Origin of the sequence: Hymenobacter rubripertinctus (genome assembly GCF_003583925.1) — a bacterium.
Lineage (GTDB): Bacteria > Bacteroidota > Bacteroidia > Cytophagales > Hymenobacteraceae > Hymenobacter > Hymenobacter rubripertinctus.
On sequence record NZ_QYCN01000017.1, the window covers coordinates 90,655 to 110,647 of the forward strand.

At 64.9% G+C, this 19,993-nt stretch carries 17 protein-coding genes; 4 read left to right on the top strand and 13 right to left on the bottom strand.

All coding sequences use genetic code 11. From position 1 onward, the window contains the following. Positions 1 to 59: 59 nt before the first annotated feature. From hmpA to pseC, 10 genes are all read right to left on the bottom strand, one after another. Positions 60 to 1,271: an NO-inducible flavohemoprotein gene (gene hmpA / locus D0T11_RS12700; protein ID WP_119656159.1), complete on the bottom strand. Its 1,212-nt coding sequence runs from the start codon at positions 1,269 to 1,271 to the stop codon at positions 60 to 62. Positions 1,272 to 1,331: 60 nt separating this feature from the next. Beyond that, positions 1,332 to 1,781 (bottom strand): RrF2 family transcriptional regulator, encoded by a 450-nt coding sequence (locus D0T11_RS12705; protein WP_317127268.1) that lies wholly within the window; start codon positions 1,779 to 1,781, stop codon positions 1,332 to 1,334. 75 nt (positions 1,782 to 1,856) lie between these two features. Continuing rightward, on the bottom strand, positions 1,857 to 3,323 hold the full coding sequence (locus D0T11_RS12710) for a lipopolysaccharide biosynthesis protein (RefSeq protein WP_119656161.1): 1,467 nt from the start codon (positions 3,321 to 3,323) through the stop codon (positions 1,857 to 1,859). Positions 3,324 to 3,454: 131 nt separating this feature from the next. Then, positions 3,455 to 4,837, bottom strand: coding sequence for a DUF7033 domain-containing protein (locus D0T11_RS12715; RefSeq protein WP_119656162.1), 1,383 nt, complete (start codon positions 4,835 to 4,837; stop codon positions 3,455 to 3,457). 66 nt (positions 4,838 to 4,903) lie between these two features. Further along, complete coding sequence (locus D0T11_RS12720; RefSeq protein ID WP_245990839.1) at positions 4,904 to 6,226, bottom strand: glycosyltransferase family protein; 1,323 nt, start codon at positions 6,224 to 6,226, stop codon at positions 4,904 to 4,906. Positions 6,227 to 6,407: 181 nt separating this feature from the next. Continuing rightward, positions 6,408 to 7,448 (bottom strand): pseudaminic acid synthase, encoded by a 1,041-nt coding sequence (gene pseI, locus D0T11_RS12725; RefSeq protein ID WP_119656163.1) that lies wholly within the window; start codon positions 7,446 to 7,448, stop codon positions 6,408 to 6,410. Between the two features lie 52 nt (positions 7,449 to 7,500). Then, the gene (gene pseH, locus D0T11_RS12730) at positions 7,501 to 8,061 is read right to left on the bottom strand and encodes a UDP-4-amino-4,6-dideoxy-N-acetyl-beta-L-altrosamine N-acetyltransferase (protein WP_119656164.1); all 561 of its coding nucleotides are present in this window, start codon (positions 8,059 to 8,061) and stop codon (positions 7,501 to 7,503) included. Positions 8,062 to 8,202: 141 nt separating this feature from the next. Beyond that, a complete protein-coding gene (gene pseG, locus D0T11_RS12735; RefSeq protein ID WP_182888384.1) occupies positions 8,203 to 9,231 on the bottom strand; it encodes a UDP-2,4-diacetamido-2,4,6-trideoxy-beta-L-altropyranose hydrolase in 1,029 nt (342 codons plus the stop codon). Between the two features lie 7 nt (positions 9,232 to 9,238). Further along, positions 9,239 to 9,973 (bottom strand): cytidylyltransferase domain-containing protein, encoded by a 735-nt coding sequence (locus D0T11_RS12740; RefSeq protein ID WP_119656166.1) that lies wholly within the window; start codon positions 9,971 to 9,973, stop codon positions 9,239 to 9,241. Continuing rightward, positions 9,970 to 11,139, bottom strand: coding sequence for a UDP-4-amino-4,6-dideoxy-N-acetyl-beta-L-altrosamine transaminase (gene pseC, locus D0T11_RS12745; protein WP_119656167.1), 1,170 nt, complete (start codon positions 11,137 to 11,139; stop codon positions 9,970 to 9,972). Before pseC ends, D0T11_RS12740 begins: the two co-directional genes overlap by 4 nt. A gap of 208 nt (positions 11,140 to 11,347) precedes the next feature. On the opposite strand from pseC, the gene D0T11_RS12750 reads away from it, so the two are divergent. After that, positions 11,348 to 12,466, top strand: coding sequence for an SMP-30/gluconolactonase/LRE family protein (locus D0T11_RS12750; protein WP_119656168.1), 1,119 nt, complete (start codon positions 11,348 to 11,350; stop codon positions 12,464 to 12,466). A gap of 76 nt (positions 12,467 to 12,542) precedes the next feature. Here the strand turns inward: D0T11_RS12750 and pseB are convergent, their stop codons facing one another. After that, positions 12,543 to 13,562: a UDP-N-acetylglucosamine 4,6-dehydratase (inverting) gene (gene pseB / locus D0T11_RS12755; protein ID WP_119656169.1), complete on the bottom strand. Its 1,020-nt coding sequence runs from the start codon at positions 13,560 to 13,562 to the stop codon at positions 12,543 to 12,545. 302 nt (positions 13,563 to 13,864) lie between these two features. On the opposite strand from pseB, the gene D0T11_RS12765 reads away from it, so the two are divergent. Then, positions 13,865 to 15,688, top strand: coding sequence for a hypothetical protein (locus tag D0T11_RS12765; protein WP_119656171.1), 1,824 nt, complete (start codon positions 13,865 to 13,867; stop codon positions 15,686 to 15,688). Positions 15,689 to 15,822: 134 nt separating this feature from the next. Here the strand turns inward: D0T11_RS12765 and D0T11_RS12770 are convergent, their stop codons facing one another. Beyond that, entirely contained in the window at positions 15,823 to 17,148 is a 1,326-nt protein-coding gene (locus D0T11_RS12770) for a glycosyltransferase family 4 protein (protein WP_245990840.1), read from the bottom strand. 112 nt (positions 17,149 to 17,260) lie between these two features. Between D0T11_RS12770 and D0T11_RS22125 the strand changes: the two genes are divergently transcribed. Further along, positions 17,261 to 17,455, top strand: coding sequence for a hypothetical protein (locus tag D0T11_RS22125; RefSeq protein ID WP_147374641.1), 195 nt, complete (start codon positions 17,261 to 17,263; stop codon positions 17,453 to 17,455). A 58-nt stretch (positions 17,456 to 17,513) separates the two neighbouring features. Next, on the top strand, positions 17,514 to 18,863 hold the full coding sequence (gene ffh / locus D0T11_RS12775; RefSeq protein ID WP_119656172.1) for a signal recognition particle protein: 1,350 nt from the start codon (positions 17,514 to 17,516) through the stop codon (positions 18,861 to 18,863). A 263-nt stretch (positions 18,864 to 19,126) separates the two neighbouring features. Here the strand turns inward: ffh and D0T11_RS12780 are convergent, their stop codons facing one another. Further along, positions 19,127 to 19,753 carry a helix-turn-helix domain-containing protein gene (locus D0T11_RS12780; RefSeq protein WP_119656173.1) on the bottom strand — a complete coding sequence of 209 codons (627 nt, stop codon included), beginning with the start codon at positions 19,751 to 19,753 and terminating at the stop codon, positions 19,127 to 19,129. Positions 19,754 to 19,993: the final 240 nt, after the last annotated feature.

The window sequence follows — 19,993 nt, forward strand, 5'->3', positions numbered from 1 at the left end:
CAGCCGGGGCGTGGGGCCTTGAAGACCGGAAGCTACTCCCGGTTTGCGTTGGCCGGCCGTTACACACTCAGCGTGGCCGGTCCGAACTCCTCGAAGTGAATGGCCTCGCGCGGAACGCCCAGCGCGGCCAGGTCCTGCACCTGCTTGCGGATGAAGGGCGCGGGGCCGCAGATGTAGTAATCGGCTTCGGCAGGCAGCCGGGTGCCACCGTTCAGGCTGTTCAAATCCACGATGCCCTCGTAGTGGCCCTCCTGCCCGGGGCCGGGGGCCGGCTGGTCGTAGAAAATGTGCTGCCGCACCTGCTCGTGGCGGGCCGCCAGCGCCGCTACCGGCTCGCGGAAGGCGTGCACCTGCGGATTGCGGCTGCCGTGCACCCACACCACTTCGCGGGGGCTGTTGGTGGAAATCAGGTGTTCGAGCATGCTCAGCAGGGGCGTCTGGCCCACGCCGCCGCTCACCAATACCACCGGCGTCGGCTTGGCGGTATCTAGCGTGAAGTCGCCGGCCGGGGCGGCCAGTTCCACGAGGCCACCCTCCGCCACGAAATCGTGCAGGCGGTTGCTGATCATCCCGTTGGGGTGTTGGGGGTTGCCGGCTTCCTTCTTCACCGAAATGCGGTAGTACTCGCCGTTGGGCGCGCTGGAGAGGCTATACTGGCGGGGCTGGAACAGGTTCAACTCGGGCAGAAACAGCTTCAGGCTCACGTACTGGCCAGGCTGGAAACCGGCCACCCGGCCGCCATCGGTCGGGTAGAGGTAGAAAGAGGTGATTTCGTCCGATTCGGCTATTTTCTGCTTCACTGTGAAGGGGCGCCAGCCGGTCCAGCCGCCTGCCTGGTTGGCCGCTTGCTGGTAGAGGCCGCTTTCGAGGCCGCTCATCAGGGCGGCCAGCTCGTGGTAGGCGGTGGCCCAGGCATCGAGCAACGCGGGCGTGGCGGCCGCGCCCAGCACCTCCCCGATGGAGGCAATCAGGTGGCGACCCACGATGGCGTAGTGCTCGGGCCGGATGTCGAGGCTGACGTGCTTGTGGCCGATTTTGGTGACGGCGTGGACCAGCACCGAGGGGTCTTCGATGTTTTCGGCATAGGCCAGTACGGCCAGCGCCAGGGCCGTTTGCTGCTTGCCGTTTTGCTGGTTGCCCATGTTGAAGACGTTCTTCAGCTCGGGGTTGTGGTCGAACATGCGGCGGTAGAAGTGCGTGGTCAGGGCTACGCCGTGCTCCCGCAACGTGCTCACGGTGGCGGTAACGAGGGTTTTCTGGTCAGGGGTCATAAGAAAAAAAGGAACGGTTTTTACCGGACAATTTTATCCGGTATTCAGGTAAAAAAAGGGTTAGGTGAATTGCTTCAAAAAGCCCAGACCGTCGTGCACTTTGCCGGCCAGCTCGCCGATGGTGTGGGTGCGCAGCACCTCGTTGAGCTGGTCGCGGATGGGCAGGAATTGGTAGTGGAGCGGGCAAGGCTGCTGCGCCGAGCACTGCGGCAGGCCCAGGGCGCAGCCTTGCAGCATGTCGCCGCCATCAATGGCAACCACAATCTGCCGGAGCGTAACGGTGGCCAGCTGTTGCGCCGTCAGCTCGAAACCGCCCGTGGGGCCTTTCACCGAGGTAAGCAGCCCAGCCCGAACCAGTTGCTGGAGTACCTTGGCTGTGAAAGCCTCAGGCGAGTCGATTTCGGCGGCCACATCGCGCAGCCCCACCCGGCGGCCCAGTTCCGCCGACTGCTGCCCGATGTAGATAGCGGCCCGGATTCCGTACTCGCACGCTTTGGAGAACATTGCCATGATGGGGCAAAGGTACGGGGGATTTCTATATAGGACAAATTTATCCGATATAGAAATCAGGTAATCTCCGCAGCCTTACCGCCGTAGCCTGCGCAACAGGGCTGTGGCTTCCGGGGCGGTGCCGGTAACCAGCACGAGGCCCCCGTACACGGCCGTGAGCACCGTAGAGCGCGCCAGCATGGTGAGGAAAGGGGAGCCGATGGCCGGCACCAGCCAGCCGGCCGTGCCCGCCACCGCTGCCAGCAAAACCACCAGCGGAATGCGCCAGGTAAAGGGTTGCATCCGGAAAGCGTGCCACACAAACCAGGTGCGGGCCAGGTTGATGCTGACCTGGGCCACCACCGCCGCCACGGCCGCCCCCACCATACCCAGGCGCGGAATCAGGAGCAGGTTGAGCACCACGATGAGCACCGACAGCGACACGTTGAACACTAGATCAAAACGGTAGCGGGGGGACGTGACCAGGATGAGGCCGTTGACGCCCGTAATGCCGTCGAAGAGGCGGCTGCCCAGCAGCAGTAGCACCACGAGGGTACCCTCGGCAAATTCGGTCCGCATGAGGGAGTAGATGAAGTCCAGGTTCAGGCCGATGCCCAGGGCCAGGAAACACCCGATAAGGGTGTTGAGGCGGGTGGTGCGCCGGTAGAAATCGGCCATGCCGGCCAGATTCTGCTGCTTCCAATAGTCGGCCAGCAGGGGGAAAGCAATTTTGTTGAGCGAGCGGGCCGGAATGGCCAGGGCCGTGCTGATGTTGAAGGCAATGCCGTAGATGCCGGCCGCCGCCAGGCTCACCTGGGAGCCCACCATCAGATTATCGATGTACATGATAATAGAGCCGGCCAGGGAGCTAAGCAGAGTGAAGCCCCCCACGCTCAGCAATTCGCGCACCGGCCGCACCGCCAGCACCGCCCGCCGGGGCCGCCAGTGCAGCTCCCCGATGCGCCGCAGGTAGCCCGTGAGCACCAGCACCAGCAGCCCGTTGGCGCCAATGTACCAGAGCACGTAGCCGTGAAACGACAGCCAGCCCTGGGCAAACAGCACGGCCCCGCCCAGAATGAGCAGCCGCAGCAGAATGTCCTGCAAAAACGACGAAAAGGCGGTGTGGTATAACGCCTTCAGGTAGGCATCAAGCAGCGAATACAGGAGCGTAAAAAACGCGAAAACCACGCCCCAGACGTAGTACGGCCCCAGCAGGGCGGCATCGTGCGCGTAGAGCCCCAGCACCACCGGCCGCCCCCAGAGGTAGAGGGCCGTCATCACCCCGAAGCCCAGCAACGGCACGCCCAGTAGCAGGGGCAGGAAGCCGTGGTGGCCGTTTTCGCGGTTGCGGAAGTAGGGGAAGAACCGGATGCCCACGCTGGCAAACCCGAAGGCGGCCAGCTGGGCAAACAGGGTGGCAATGGCCGACAGCGTGAGCGTAAGCCCCAGCTGCGACGGCGCGAAAAACCGGGGCAGCACCAGCGTGGTACTCACAAACCCCAGCGCCAGCCCCAGGTAAGAAATAACGGTGTTGCGCAGCCCCTGCCGCCGAACGATACCCAAACGGTGAAGTGGTGAAGTGGTGAATGAGTGATGACAAACCCACCTGTCATCCTGAGTGGAGCGAAGGATCTTATCACGTCAGAACGAAGCTGATCAATACAGCTCAGACGTGATAAGATCCTTCGCTCCGCTCAGGATAACAGATTATTCGTCTGCGTCCAGATATCCTGGCAGGTGCCGAAGGCCACGTTACGCTCGCGAAGATACTCCAGGAGGACGCGCAACTCCCGGGGGCCGTTGCGCTGGTTGGCGGGGGCGAAGTTCTCGTTGTGCCAGAGCACCGTGCACACGCCCCCGAACCGCTCGATTTCCCGAAACATGGGCAACAGGGCCGGCAGGATTTCTTCGGACGCCAGTTGCAGATACCGGGGGTGGTGGAGCGTGGCATCCATCACGTTGAGCGGAATTTCGAGGAAATCCGCCGCCGCCCCGTGCTGAAAGTGGAAGGGCTGAAACGGCAGGCAGTAGGAGTTGCGGAAGCCGTAGTGCTCCGCGAAGCCCAGGGTAGAATCGTAGGCAAATAGTAACTCATCCAGCAGCGCCGGGGTGGTGCGCGGTTCCCAGCTCAGGTAGTGAAAGCGCAGTCCTCCCGCGCGGGCCACCGCTTGCAGCTGTCGGAATTCTTCGCGCAACTGGCCGCCATCCCAAGCTGTGCCAATGCTACCATGTAAGCCGACCTCCGTTTGGGCATTCTGAATGATACGGATCTGCGGCCGCACGGACGCAAAAGTATAATCGGCGTTCGGGGTGCCATTCGCCGCCTTCCGGTGTTCGGGCAGGAAGAAGAACGTGCTTTTGGCGCCGTATTCGGCCACGGTTTGCTGCACCAGCTCCAGGTTGTCCCAGGCGTCTTTCTGGGTGAAGTGCTGCCAGAGTTGCCGGCCGAAACTAAGCAGCCGGCCCTTGCGCAGGGCGGTTTTGGCGGGCTCTTTCCAGGCGCTGTAGAGGTTGTCGATGTCGTGGGTGATGCAGGCGGCCCAGGTGGCCCCGCCGGCCCAGCGGCGCGGGGGCAGAAGCTGGCCGGCTGCGTGCTCCACGGCCGTTTTCAGCACGTCGAAGTAGTAGTTTACCACCGGCACCGCTACGAAGCCGTAGCGATGCTGCACACTGGCCGAATACGGAAAACGTCCGTGCTGGTCGCGCTCATCCGAAAAGAATTCCTGCCAGCCGCTGAGCAGGTAAAAAGCCGCCGAAACCACATCGGCGTTAATGCGTGCTCCGCCACCCGGCAGCAGTTCCAGCAAGGGCAAGGCTGGGTCCGCATCGAAGAAAAACGGCAGATGTTGCCCGCTCCATTCGCGCCAGTTTGGTTCGGTGGGGTAGGGGTTGGTCGTGGCAAAAAAGTCGTGGTCAACCGCCCGGATTACTACCTGGGGCTGGGCCGGGGCATAGCCGATGCTGACGGGCGGCACCGCCTCATACGCCTCCCGGAAATGCCGCAGCACGTAGGCCAGGCGAACTTCGGCGGTAACGGGCGCAGTAACGGGCGCAGTAACGGGCAGCGGAGGAAGCATGCCGCAAAGTAACGCAGAACGGCTCAGCGAGCCTCCGCGCCTCCCTCTGCGCGCCTCGGCGGGAAACTAGGCCCGCGCCGCGCTGTCCGGGTCCGCCAGCCACTCCCGCAGCACCCGCGCCGCCCGCTCCCGGCTGTGGCCCTCCTCGGGCGTGCCCAGGGTAGCGTTGTAATACGTGGCCCGCTGGTACAAATCGAGCGGTTTACAAGCCTCATAGCGCCGTAGCCACGCGCCCAGCTCCGGCAGCGAATCGGCGCGTTCCACCAAGCTGTGGGCTACGTAGCCGTAGTAGTCATCGGGGCCGGTGTGGGTGCCGAAGCGGTAGTAGAGGCTGGCCACGTTGAGCAGGGTGGCTTCGAGGTGGGTGCTGGTGTCGGCGGCCAGCAGCGCATCCTGGCCGGTCAGGAACTCGAACACGGTTTCGCAGCGGGCATCGGAAAATTGCAGCGTGGGGTGGCGGGCGGCCAGGAAGGAAAAGTCGCGGGCGTCGCCGGGGTGGGGGCGGAAGGTGAAGGTGAGGGCGGGGAATTCGGGTAGCAGGTAGTCGAGGGTGGCAGTGAGGGCGGCCGTGTCGTCGAGGGTGTTGCAGGCCAGGGCCACGCGGCGCACGGCGGGCGCGGTGTTGCGGCGGGCCAGGAAGGCATCGGCCTTGGGCATGCCCACCAGCGCCACCCGGCCCGCCACGGGGCCGCACTGCCGGTACTTATCCAGGGCGTCCTGACCTTCGAGCAGGCTCAGATCGAAGCCCAAAGGCGGGAAGTTGGTGCTCACGCTGGCGTGCTGCACGTAGGCCGTGGGCACGCCCTCGGTTTGGCAGGCCAGCAGCAGGGCCCGGGCGTCGTCGTTGTGGTCGTTGGCCAGTACCACGGCCCGGGGCCGGTAGTGGCGCAACGCCCGCCGGTACACCTCGTAGTAGCCGAGGGCGTTGAAAATCAAATCGAAAAACCGCCCGGCCCGCTTGCCTTCGGTGCGCCGCAGCGCCCGGTACACGGCCGGCAGCTGGCCGTAGTAGAGCAGCTTGCGGCGCAGGGAGAGGCGGTTTACCTGCCCGTTGTAGCGTCCGATCTGCTTGCTCTGCCCGGCCACCAGCACGGAATCGGGCAGGGCTTCGCGCAGAAAGTGCAGGGAGTCGTAGTTATTCTGGCTCACCACGTAGAGCCACACCTTGCCGCGCAGCTGCTCGGGGTTGCGCACCTTCCGCAGCACGTTGCCCACCAGCCGCAGCCCCGCGTAGCCCAGCACTTTCAGCAGCCTTTTCCAGGGGCTGGCCGGCGAAATGGGCTCCAGCGTGTGGGCGGGCAGGCCGGCAAACAGGTCGGTGAAGCGCAGTTGCAGGATGTCGCGCAGGCGGGCGGCCTGAAAAGTGTGTTTAGCGGCGGGTTGGGACATTTGCGAATAGGCGGAATGAGAAAGCGTGCGGGGAGCGTGCGCAGTGAGAACGTCATTCTGAGCTGGCCGAAGAATCTCGCGTGCTGAGGTTGCAATACTATCCAGGCATCAGCACGCCAGATTCTTCGGCCAGCTCAGAATGACGTTTCCTTGTCCACGTTCCACCTGCTTCCCGTATTCTTTACAGCGCTTCCCAGGTGAGTGGAGTGCCGGCTGATAAATCCTGGCGGCTGGGCTTGCCCAGCACCTGGTCGTAGTAGCGGGGGGGGAGGCCGTCGCCGGGACGTACTACGCGCAGATTTTCTTTCGTGAAGATTTCGCCGGCTTTCACGTTCCGGGCCACGTAGAGGCTGCGTTTGTAGAGGCGGCTTTTCTCCTCGGCGCGCTGCACGCCGTACTGCACCTGGCCCAGGGCCTGCCAGGCGCGCTCGGTTTCCGTCACCAGCAGGGCCACTTCCTCGGGCTCCAGGGAGAAGGCCGAGTCCACGCCCCCGTCGGCGCGACGCAGGGTCACGTGCTTCTCAATTACGCAGGCACCCAGGGCCACGGCGGCCACGGCCGCGCCCACGCCCATGGTATGGTCGGAGAGGCCCACCAGCGTGTCGGGGAAGAGCTGCTGGAAGTGGGGCAGGGTGCGCAGGTTGGTGTTCTGGGGCGTGGCGGGGTAGGTGCTGGTGCATTTGAGCAGCACCAGCTCCCGGCAGCCGGCTTCGCGCAGCACCTCTACGGCTTCGGCCACCTCGGCCAGGGTGCTGGCCCCGGTGCTCATAATCACGGGTTTGCCGGTGGCGGCCACCTTGCGCAACAGGGGCCAGTCGGTATTCTCGAAGGAAGCAATTTTGTAGGCCGGCACGTCGAGGGTTTCCAGGAAATCGACGGCGGTTTCATCAAACGGCGAGCTGAAAGCCAGCATGCCGTGCTCCCGGGCCCGCGCAAACAAAGGCTGGTGCCACTCCCAGGGCGTGTGGGCCTCCTGATAGAGCTCGTGCAGCTCCCGGCCATACCAGAGCGAGTTGGCATCCTCGATGCGGTGGGCCCCGGGCAGGGTCATGGTATCGGCGGTGTAGGTCTGGAGCTTGATGGCATGGGCCCCGGCGGCGGCCACGGCATCCACGATGGCCAGGCCTCGGCTCAGGTCCTGGTTGTGGTTGCCGCTGAGCTCGGCAATGATGAACGGGGGCTGCTCGGGGCCAACGAGGCGGGAGCCGAAGGAAATCGTCATGGAGCGGGAGTCAATAGCAAAAGTACGGGGGCCGGCAAGTGGTTGGCAGGGGCTACGCGGCCGGGGTGCGGTAGAGCTTGGCGCGCAGGCCCGGCTGCAACGGCAGCCACTCGCGCCGGAGCAGGGCCAGGCCCACTACGTCGCGGTAGCTGCCGTCCTTGTAGATGTGCTCCCGGAAGTAGGATTCGCGCCGGAACCCAAACTTCTCGTGCAGGGCAATAACCTTGGCGTTGTCGACGAATACCTCGCACAATAGCTTGTTGAGCTTGAGCTCCCCGAACACGTGTTCCAGCACGGCCAGCTCCACTTTGGCCCCCAGGCCGCTGCCCCGGGTCTGCTGCTCGGCCAGGTAAAAGGCCCAATAGCAGGTCCGGAAGGCCGTATGAATGGCGTACAGATTGGCCACGCCCACCGGCCGGCCCTGGTGCAGAATAATCCAGTACTGCTTGGTGGGGTCCTGCTGCAAGCGCGCAAACCAGGCCTGTTGCTGCTCGGCCGAAATCGGCTCCGCGCTGTACATGTACTGGGCCACGGCCTCGGAGCTGCGCCATGCCCGCACCATCTCAAGGTCGTCGGCTACCAGGGGGCGCAGCAGGTCGGGGGCAGGAAGCATAGGAGTAGCAGTAGGGTCAGCAATGGAAACGCAAAGTAACGCAGAAGTACCGCGAAAGTCCGTTGCGCAACGAGCGGACCCAGTACCCCCGTTGAACACACGCCCGGGATACGCGCTGTGCTCGTTGCGCAACGGGTACGGTTACGCGCCCGGCAGCAGCGCCCGGAACCGGGCCCGCAGCTCGTCGGGTGCCAGCTGCTGGGCGTAGGGCTGCCGGGGCTGGGTTGCCAGGCGGCTGAGCCCGGCACGCAGGGCGGCGGCCAGCGGCGGGTCGGAGTAGGCCGCGAAGTCGCCCACCGAATGGGCCTGCTGGTGGGCGTGCACGTAGGCGGCCAGGGCGCGCTGGTTATCGGCGTAGTAGCCCGTAATAACCGGGCGGCCCAGCACCAGGGACTCAATCAGGATGGTGCTGGCCGGGCAGATAACGGCGTCGTAGCCCAGCAGCACCGGCACCATTTCCTCGGCCAACAAGCTGCGGTACAGCGTTACCTGCTGCTGCGGGTGGGCCGCCAGCAGCGCCTGAATGGCCGTGGGAGCTGCCGCCGCCCCGCCCAGCAGCAGCCCGATGCGCGCCAGACTGCCCAGGGCCAGCAGGGCCGCCAGCATCCGGGCCGTGAGCTGCAAGGGGTCGGCCCCGCCGAAGCAGACCAGCACCGAGGCCACCGGGCCGGCGGGCCGGGGCAAGGCCGCGTGGCGCAGAAACGGCGGCCGCAGCAACGAAAAGGCCGGCCCGAGGCAGAACCGGGTAGTCGGCTCCGCCTGATAGTCGGCCGCCGTAACGCCCGGGGAGTGGTTGATAATCAGGTCGGCCGGAAAGAAGCCCGCGTGCAAATCATCCAGGCACACCAGCCGGCAGCCGCTGGCCCGCACCCGGCGGCGGTAGTCGGAATCGAAGCCGTAGCCGTCGAGTACCAGCACATCGGTGGGGCGCAGTACCCGGGCCAGGAGGTAATCGGCTTCCTCCGCTGGGGCAAGTTCGGGCAGCTCCAGCAGGGGCAGGCCGGCCTGCGCCACCAGTTCGCGCACCACGGCGGGGGGCGTGCGGGCCAGCACCAGGCCGGGCGCTACCGCCCGCACCATATCGGCCAAAGCCAGGGAGCGGACCATGTGGCCCAGTCCGATAGTGGTGTTGCCATCGGCCCGGAAGAGGATGCGCACGGCGGAGTTCACGGCGGATTTAGTGGGTGAAATCGTACTTCTGCTGCTCAATTTCGGCATTGATGGCCACCAGCTCGGGGTGGGCCTCCAGTAGGGCAATCAGCTGCTCGGCCGATAAGTCGGCTGCCCGGTGCTGCTCCAGTAGCACCCGCAGCAGCGCCAGGTCGGGGGGCGTATCCAGCGTCAGGCGGAAGCGGCTGGCGTCGCGGGGGCGGGTTACGTGGCCGAACTCCACCCGGCCCGAGCGGTTCTGGTGGAGGTAGGGCGTCACGTGCTCGCGGTCCGAGGCGCTGGTGGCGTGGGCGTGGGCCTCGGCCAGCAGCTCGGCCGAAAACACCTCGAAATCGAGGCCCCGCGGGTAGGTGCGCACCAGGCCGTTGGAGAGGTAGAGGCGGGGGTTGGCGGCCTGCTCGTAATCGGCCACGGCCCGGCCAATGAGCTCCCCGTCAAGCAGGGGGCAGTCGGAGGTGACGCGCACGATGGTGGTCAGGCCGAACTGCCGGGCCGTGGCGGCGTAGCGGCTCAGCACGTCGTCGGAGCTGCCCCGGAAGCAGGGCAGCCCGCGCTGGCGGGCGTAGTCGGCCAGTACATCGTCCTCGGGCAAAGTGGTGGTAGCCAGGTACACCGGCAGCCCGCTGGCGCGCAGGCGGCGCAGGTGGTAATCGAGCATAGTAGTGCCGCCGGCCGTCAGCAGCACTTTGCCCGGCAGGCGGGTGCTGCCCATGCGCGCCTGGGTGATGATGCCGCTGCTCACGCCAGGTTGCCCGTTACAAACTCCCGCACGCTGGCCAGCACGTAGTCCTGCTCGGCATCGGTCAGGCCCGGGAACAGGGGCAGGCTCAGGCACTCGGCGTAGTAAGCTTCGGCCTGCGGAAAATCCCCCGGTTTCCAACCCAGGTTCTGGTAGTAGGGCATGGTGTGCACCGGAATGTAGTGGACCTGGGCGAAAATCTGGCGGCTGCGCAGGAAATCGTAGAGGCCCTTGCGGTCGGGTACGCGCACCACGTAGAGGTGGTAGGCGTGGCCGGGCGCGCCGGCCAGGGGCCGCACGGCGGGCAGCCCGGCAAAGGCCGCATCGTAGCGGGCGGCCAGGGCGCGGCGGCGTAGCAGGCCGGCGGGGGCCTGCGTGAGCTGACTGATGCCGAGGGCGCAGAGAATGTCGGGCATCCGGTAATTGTAGCCCAGCTCCTGCATTTCCATGTACCAGCCGCCGTCGTGGCGCTCCAGCAGGTCCGGGTCGCGGCTGATGCCGTGGGTGCGCAGCAGCAGCAGCGCCTGGTAGAGGTCGGCGCGGTTGGTGGTAATCATGCCGCCCTCGCCGGTGGCAATGTGTTTCACGGGGTGGAAGCTGAAGATGGCCAGATCGGCAAACTGCCCGCTGCCGCAGCGCTGCTCCCGGCCCGCGCTATCCATAAACGAGCCCCCGGGCGCGTGGCAGCTGTCCTCAATCAGCCAGAGTCCGAACTCGTCGCAGAGCTGGCGGGCCGCCTCCATATCCACGGCCAGCCCGCCAAAATCCACCGGAATCAGGCCGTGGAAGTAGCCGGCGGGGTGGGTTTCCAGCAGGCGGCGCACGGCGTGCAGGTCGATGAGGGCCGTATCCGGGTCGATGTCGGCAAAATGCACTTCGCCCCCGCAGTAGCGCACGCAGTTGGCCGAGGCCACGAAGGTGATGGGCGTGGTGATAACCCGCTGGCCCGGCTGCACGTGCAGGGCCAGCGTGCACAGGTGCAGGGCCGCCGTGCCGTTGCTCACGGCCACGGCGTACTGCGCGCCCACATACTCGGCAAACTTCTGCTCAAACTCGGCCACCTTGGGACCCTGGGTGAGGTAGTCGGCCTGGAGGGCCTCCGTAACGGCGGCTATATCGGCGGCCGTAATCTGCTGGCGGCCGTAGGGAATGGGATGGGGAAAGGACATCGGGAGGAGCGGGTTTACGGGACGTAAAGATACGGGACGCATTTCTGGTTGCTTTGGCTGGTAAACCGGGGCCGGTAGCGTTTCGTTTGACTGGCGGATGTTTGGTAAGTCTGCCGGGTTTAGTGTTATTTTACCTCCTCATCGGGTATGGCTGCCCTGCCTCCGCGCGGGCCGCTGCCTCGTCCGTCTCCCAGTTCGCCCTGAATTCATGCCCTACCGAATCCTGTTGCTGCTTGTGCTGTTGCTGCACGCGGTAGGGGCAACGGCCCAGCCCGAGGCGCAGAACTGGTACTTTGGCAACAATGCGGGCCTTTCCTTTGCCGGGGGCCAGCCCACGGTGCTGACCAATAGCGCCATGAATACCTATGAGGCCTGCGCCGCCGTTTCCGATAGCCTGGGCAACCTGCTCTTCTATACCAACAGCGAAGCGGTGTGGAACCGCCAGCACCAGCTCATGCCCAACGGCACCTTGCTGGGGGGGCATTCAACGGGTACCCAGGGAGCCGTTATCCTGCGCCAGCCGGGCCGCCTGCGCCAGTACTACGTGTTCACGGTGGATGCCTGCGACGCGCAGCTGGCCGGCGGACTGCGGTATTCCAGCGTGGACATGCGGGCCGAAGGCGGCCTGGGCGCGGTGAGCCGCCGGGCGCAGCCGGTGGACACCGGCCGGGTAACGGAAAAGCTCACCGTGGTGCCCCACGCCAACGGCCGCGACAGTTGGGTGCTGGTACATGGCTGGAAATCGGACCGGTTTTACGCCTACCTCGTGACGGCCGCCGGCCTTGCGTCCGTGCCCGTTATGTCCGCCGTGGGCTCAGTGCATGCCGGGGGCGGCGGAGCCCTGCACAATGCCAACGCCGTGGGCTATATGAAGGCTTCGGCCGATGGCCGGAAAATAGCCCTGGGCATTCGGGATGAGGATTTTGAGCTCTTCGATTTTGATAACGCCACCGGCCGGCTGAGCAACTGCGTGCTGCTGCCCAGCATCTACCGCAGCTACGGGGTGGAGTTCTCGCCCGATGGCTCCCGCCTCTACGGCACCGACCTGGACGGCTTCCGGGTGTACCAGTTCAATCTGCAAGCGGGCTCGGCCGCCGCTATTGCGGCCAGCCGGGTCGAAGTCGGCATTACCTCCGGCTACGCCGGGGCTCTGCAACGAGGCCCCGACGGCAGGATCTACGTCGCCCAGTACAACCGGGCCTACCTCAGCGTTATTGCCGCGCCCAACGCGCTGGGGGCCGCCTGCGGGTTTCAGCTGGACGTGCTGCCCCTCAACGGCCGGCTCTGCCAGGTGGGCCTGCCGAACAACGCCAGCAGCCCGCAATAGCGCCGCCCGGCTCGTCAAAGCAAAGGCCGTTGCCCGGTTCGGGGCAACGGCCTTTGCTTTGGCAAATCAGCCTGATTCAGACCTCGAACTGAGCATCCACGTGCTGGCGGATTTCCTCCTGAATCTGCTCGGCGGAAAGCCAGTCGGTGTTGTTGCTGGAGTCGTAGTGAAAGCCGGCTTCCACGCGGCGGCCCCCAAAGTGGCGGATGAACTCGTCCACGTCCCAGCGGGGCGTGAAGGGCAGAATAACGTAGTACTTAGCCAGCTCCACGGTGCTCAGAGCGTCGGTTTCGGTTATCATTTCCTCGTGCAACTTCTCGCCCGGCCGGATGCCCACAATTTCCTGGCGGCAGTCGGGGCCGATGGCGCGGGCCACTTCCGTAATTTTGTAGCTCGGAATTTTGGGTACGAAGATTTCGCCGCCCCAGCTGTTTTCCAGCGCATACAGCACCAGATCCACGCCCTCATCGAGGGAAATGTGGAAGCGCGTCATATCGGGGTGGGTGATGGGCAGCACGCCCGACTGGCGGCGCTGCATGAAAAACGGCACCACGGAGCCCCGCGAGCCGATGACGTTGCCGTAGCGCACCACCGAAAAGCGCAAATCGCGGGAGCCCTTCATGTTGTTGGCGGCCACAAACAGCTTATCGGAGCAGAGCTTGGTGGCCCCGTACAGGTTGATGGGGGCGGCGGCCTTGTCGGTGCTCAGGGCCACCACGTCCTTCACCCCGCAGTCGAGGGCGGCGTTAATCACGTTTTCGGCCCCGAAAATGTTGGTTTTGATGCACTCCATCGGGTTGTACTCGGCGGCGGGCACCTGCTTGAGAGCGGCGGCGTGCACGATGATGTCGATGCCCTCGCAGGCCCGTTTCAGCCGGTCGCCGTCGCGCACATCGCCAATAAAGTAGCGGATGGCCGGGTACTCGCTGGCGGGAAATGTCTGCGACATTTCGAACTGCTTGAGCTCGTCGCGGGAGTACACCACCAGGCGTTTCACCTGCGGATAGAGCTTAAAAACCGTTTCGACGAACTTTTTGCCGAACGAGCCCGTGCCGCCGGTTACCAGGATGGATTTATGATTGAGGTCGAGGGCCATGTGTGGAAGTGAGGTAATGCGGTGACCAAAATAGTGGCACGCGGGCAGGGAGGGCAAAAGTAGGCATTCTGGAATCAGTTGCCAGTGTTCAGTTGTCAGTTGCCAGTGTTCAGTTGCCAGTGTTCAGTTGCCAGTGTTCAGTTGTCAGTTGCCAGTTGTCAGTGTTCAGTGTTCAGTTGTCAGTTGTCAGTGTTCAGTTGCCGGTTGTTTAGGAAAGAGTGCGGTGAATGCTTCGTCGTAACTTTGACGAATCAGATAGCTGACAACTGACAACTGACAACTAGCAACTGACAACTCACCAGATGACCTTAGCAACTGATTCCCCCGTCAAACTCGTCATCTGGGACCTCGACGACACGTTCTGGCGCGGCACACTCTCGGAGGGCGCGGTGGCGGCGGTACCCGAAAACCTGCAACTCGTGCGCGATACGGCCGCCCGGGGCCTCGTGCACACCATCGTCAGCAAGAACGACTTCGCCCCGGCCGAAGCCAAGCTGCGGGAGCTGGGTATCTGGGAGCTGTTCGTGTTCCCCCAAATCAGCTGGCAGCCCAAGGGGCCGATTATCCGGCAGCTGCTGGCCCAAATGCAACTGCGCGCGCCCAACGCCCTGTTCCTCGACGACAACCCCATCAACCGCGCCGAGGCCCTGTTCTACAACCCCGGGCTGCAAGCGGCCGACCCCCAGGAGTTGCCCCACCTGGCCCCGCTGCTGCGGGCCGGCGGCAAGCCCGACCCCACGTTTTCGCGCCTGGAGCAGTACAAGCTGCTGGAGCGCCAGCAGCAGGCCCGCACCGGCTACAACGACAACCTGGCCTTCCTGCGCGACGCCCGGGTGCAGATTGAGTTCCGGGAAGGAGCAGCCGTGCTGCCCGACCTCGACCGGCTGGAAGAACTCATCAACCGCTCCAACCAGCTCAACTTCACCAAGCGCCGCGTGAGTAAGCCCGAACTGGAAGCCAGCCTGCGCGCCGCCGCCCGCCGCTGGGGCACCGTGCGCGTCCGGGACCGGTTCGGCGACTACGGCCTGGTGGGCATCTACTGCCTGAACGAAGCCGAAAACCGCCTGGAGCAGCTCGTGTTTTCCTGCCGCATCCTGCACCTGGGCATTGAGCAGTTCACCTACGCCCACCTGGGTTTCCCGGCGCTGGAAGTGCAGGGCGAAGTCGCCACCGAGCTCAACGCCACCGAAAAACCCGCCTGGATTACCGTGCAAACGACTCCGGCCGCGCCGCCGCCCACCGCCGCTCCAGCGGCCGGCTCCCGGCGGCGGGTGCTGCTGAAAGGCGGCTGCGACCTGGGCCAGCTCACGCCCTTTCTGGAGGCCTTCGATTTGGCGGTAACCGAGGAGTTCAACTTCAACAACGAGCACCAGATTCCGGTACATTTGGAGCACACCGGGCTGCTGCGCGCCACCCGCGAGTGGCCGGCCGCCGAGCAGCAGCGCCTGGCCGCCGACCTGCCTTTCCTGGGCCGCGAAGCCTTCGACACCCGCCTCTGGCAGCCCGATTACGACGTGCTGGTGTACAGCCCCCTCATGGACTACACCCAGCCCCTGTACCGGGAGCGCGCCACCGGCCGCCGCGTGCCCTTCGGGGCCTACCAGGACCTGACCGCCCAGGAGCCCGCCGCCCTGGCCGCCAGCTACGCCAAGCGCCGTTTTCAAGGGCTAGATGAAGATTTTCTGCGCCGGTTCGCAGTCGATTTTGCGCACGAAGGCCCGATTTCGGCAGCCGAGTTCAAGGGAAATCTGATCTGGCTTCGCGCTCAAGTGCCGGCTGCCGTGCCCATTTTCCTGCTCAACGGGGCCGAAATCGAGGTGCCGGGCTCCGGCGAAACCGGAGCCCGGCAGCGCCACGAAACGATGAACCAGGCCCTGGCCGAATTTGTAGCTGCCACCGAAAACTGTTTCCTGGTCGACGTGCGCGACTTCGTGCGAACTCCCGCCGACGTGACCAATAACCTGCGCCACTACCACCGCCCGCACTACCGCACCCTGGCCCAGCGCCTGGCCCAGGCCATCAGCCAGTGGCAGGGCCAGCAGCTGGCCCACTCCCCCTGGACGGATCTAAAAGCCCGCGCCGTGAGCCTCGTGCCCGCCAAGCTGCGTGGGCTGTTGGGCCGGTAAAACAAGAACTGTCATTCCGACGCAGGAGGAATCTGGCGCGACCCGTTGCACATGCTTGCTCAACGGCGTGAGTCAGATTCCTCCTGCGTCGGAATGACAGGATACCTTACTCACTACTCACTACTCACTACTCACTACTCACTCACCTCCACCAACTCCGCCAGCCGTTCGGTTAGGGCGCGGCGGGAGTAGCGGGCGGGGCGGGGGCCGGGCAGGTCCAGGTTGGGGTTGATGCGCCAGCGGCCCACCAGGCCCTCGAAGGCGTCGAGCAGGTCGGCGTAGGCGTCGGGGGGCAGGGTGCGGCCGGCCCCGGTTTCGCGCAGCAGCAGGTCGGCATCCGAGCCGATGGGGCCTACGCAGAGGATGGGCTTGCTGGCGGCCAGGTACTCGAACACCTTGCCCGGCAGGATACCCCGGTTGTTGGCCACGTCGGGCAGGGCCAGCAGCAGGGCCGTGCTTTGCAGCAGGTAGCCCACCGACTCGTCGTGGGGCACGAAGGGCACGAACTCGGTGCGCTCCTCCAGGCCCGCCTCCCGCACCTGCCGCCGGATGCCCTCCGATACCTTGCCCACGAAGCGCAGGCGCAGCGGCACGTCGGGATGGCGGCGGGCGCACTCGGCGGCGGCCCTCAGCAGCTGGTCGATGCGGTAGGTTTCGGAAATGGTGCCGGCGTGGGTGATGAGCAGCTCATGCTGCGGGGGCTGGCTCAGCTCCCGGAAATCGTCCTCGTCGTAGCCGTTGGGCAGCACGTGGATGTTTTTGGGGTTGATGCGGGCCGATTTCTCCAGGAACAGGCGCTTGGTGTGGGCGCTGGTCACCAGCACGGCGTCGGCCTGCTCCAGCACCTGGCGCTCGTAGCGGGCATCAAGCCAGCGGGCCGGGGGCGTGTGGTTGAGCTCGGGGTAGTAGTAAATATCGGTCCAGGGGTCGCGCAGATCGGCCAGCCAGCGCAGGCCGAACCGTTTTTTGAGCTCCAGGCCGATGAGCTGGCTGGAGTGGGGGGGCGAGCTGGTAAGCACGGCATCGAACTGCTCGCCGGCCGCCAGCAGTTCGGCCACGGCTTCCAGCACGTAGCGGTTCCAGCCCCGGCGGGCATCGGGAATGAACAGGTTGCCGCGCACGAACTTGAACAGCTGCTGCACCCTGCTCGTTTTACTCTCACCCACAAACCCGCCGTAGGGCACCTGCCGGCGGCCCGTGAGCTTCTTATAGCTGTCAAAGGGCTCGAACGTATCGGTGCGGATAACGCGCACGCCCGCTGGCACGTCGGCGGCCAGGCTCTCATCCAGGACCGGGTAAGCGGCCCGGCCCGGGTCCACGGTAATCACGGTGGGCTCCACCCCGCACTGGGGCAGGTACTTCACGAACTTGAGGCTGCGCTGCACTCCCGCCCCGCCCGAAGGCGGCCAGTAGTAGGTAATAACGAGCAGGCGGAGCGGACGGGCAGTAGGTTCGGGCACGGAACGGGGAAATAACAGAGCGGCGAAGGTACGCGCTGGCAGCCTTTCGGGCTTTTGGTCTTTTCTGGTTACTTTTGGAGGCTGAATCGGATTCTGCTTTCGATAACTCCCCATGCTTCCTGACTCCTCTGCTCCGTTGCAATCATCAGCTGCCGCCAACCAGCGCCCGCCGCAGGTGTTGGCCGGAGCCGGTCAGCAAATTCGGGTAAGTGGGCAGGATGCGGCAGCCCCCATACCCAACTCCCGGGCCGACGTGCTTCGCCGGCTCGAAGTGCTGGAAGCCATCGTGCTGAAAAAAGCTTCGTAGCCCGTTCAAGCGGCCCGAAATCAGCGAAACCAAGTAAATCAGCGCCAATCAGCGATTCATGTTCGATAACCTCTCCACCAAGCTCGACAAAGCCTTTAAAACCCTTAAAGGCCAGGGCAGCATCACCGAAATCAACGTCGCCGCTACGGTGAAGGAAATCCGCCGCGCCCTGGTGGACGCCGACGTGAACTACAAGGTGGCCAAGGAAGTCACCGACAAAATCAAGGACGAGGCCATGGGCCGCGACGTGCTGGTGGCCGTGTCGCCGGGCCAGCTGATGACCAAAATCGTTTACGATGAGCTCACCCAGCTCATGGGCGGCGAAAAGCAGGACATTCAGGTGAAGGGCGAGCCGGCCGTGATTCTGCTCTCCGGCCTCCAGGGTTCGGGCAAAACCACCTTCGCCGGCAAGCTGGCCGCCCACCTCAAAAAGCAGGGCCGCCAGGTGCTGCTGGTGGCCTGCGACGTGTACCGCCCCGCCGCCATCGACCAGCTCAAGGTGCTGGCCGAGCAGGTGGGCGTAGACGTGTACTCGGAGCCGGAGAACAAGAACCCGGTGGACATTTCGCGCAACGCCGTGGAGTTTGCCCGCAAAAACAACAAGAAGGTCGTCATCATCGATACCGCCGGCCGCCTGGCCGTGGATGAGCAGATGATGGCCGAAATTGAGCAGGTGAAGCGGGCCGTCAACCCGAGCGAAACCCTGTTCGTGGTGGACTCCATGACGGGCCAGGACGCGGTGAACACGGCCAAAACCTTCAACGACCGCCTCAACTTCGACGGCGTGGTGCTTACCAAGCTCGACGGCGATTCGCGCGGTGGCGCGGCCCTGAGCATCCGGGCTGTGGTGGAAAAGCCCATCAAGTTCATCTCGACGGGCGAGAAGATGGAAGCCCTCGACCTGTTCTATCCCGACCGCATGGCCCAGCGCATCCTGGGCATGGGCGACGTTATTTCGCTGGTTGAGCGGGCGCAGATGCAGTTCGACGAGGAGGAGGCCAAGCGCATCAACCAGAAGATCCGCAAGAACCAGTTCAACTTCGACGACTTCCTCTCCCAGCTCGACCAGATCAAGAAGATGGGCAACCTGAAGGACCTGGTGGGCATGATTCCGGGCATGGGCAAGGCCATGAAAGACGTGGAAATCGACGACAATGCCTTCAAGCCCATCGAGGCCATCATCAAGAGCATGACGCCCCAGGAGCGGGCCCAGCCCGAGCTGCTCAACGGCTCCCGCCGCCGCCGCCTGGCCCTGGGCTCCGGCACCGACATCCAGCAGGTAAACGCGCTGATGAAGCAGTTCGAAGACATGCGTAAAGTGATGCGCACCATGAACAAGATGAGCAGCACCAAGGGCGGTATGCAGCAAATGGCCCGCATGATGGGCATGAAAGGCCCCCTGCGCTAGCGCACGGATTAGCACGGATTAGCCCGGATTGCACGGATTTTGTGCACGCTCCGAACACTTGGCGGCCCCGGTAGCACTTGCTGCCGGGGCCGTTGCGCGTGGGGCAGGAGCAGGTAAATAGATCAGGGCTTACGCACGCCTATGGTCGGGTAAAGCCCCGGCGGGGCGACATCCCAGCGGGCCGTTCTGCTACGGTGTCGCCCCGCCGGGGCTAAGAAAAACAGCCGGTGCGTAAGACCTGTACATAAAAGCCACTGTCCGGCTCAGGCAGATGCTGCGGCCGTCAGGGTGGCTACTTCGGCGCGGAGGCCCGCTATCCGGGCTACCAGCAGCAGGCGGGCGGCGGCCGTGGCGGCGGGGTTGGGCTCGTCGCAGGTCAGGTCGGCGGCCAGGCCGGCCAGCCAGTGGGCATAGTGGGCGGCTTCGGTAGGGTCGGGGGGCGGGGCAGCGGCTTGCAGCCGGGCCAGGGCCTGGTGCCGGTGGGCCAGGGCCGCCGCCCGGCGCTGGAACAGGGCCAGCTGCTGGCCCTGCACCAGCAGCCGCAGGCGCGTGTCGCGCAGGCGGCGGCGGAGCGGGTCGGGGTCGGGAGGCACGGGGCCGGGCTGCTCCGCCCCGGCCAGCCCCGGTTCGGGCGGGGGCAGGGGAGCCAGCGGATCGTAGAACCCGGGCGCGGCGGGTGCGGGCACCCCCTGGCCCAGCAGGGGCGGCAACTGCTGAAGCAGGTAAAGCAGCCGCGTGACCAGGGCCAGGGGCAGCTCCTTGCGCCCGGCCTCCAGGTGGGTCACAAACCCGTACGACACCCGCAGGTAGCGGGCCAGCTGGCGCTGCGACAGACCGAAATAGGCCCGTATGGCCGTCGTGAAGCCGGAAGGGGAAGGAGTAGTAGCCACTGAATTCAGTCTAAAATAAAGGGTAGCTCCGGGCTCGTAGCCCGAAGTAGGAAAGTAGGTAGGCAGACTCCCACCTTTTGCTTAGCCTGCCTACCAATTAGGTAGGCGGATTTCTGTCATTTGTTTCATTTGCCTACCAGATTGGTAGGCAGACTCCCGTCTTTGGCTTGGTGTGCCTACCTGGTGCAACTTACGTGTCTGCCACCGGATTTCTAAACAGCTTCAGTACCTGGGTACCGT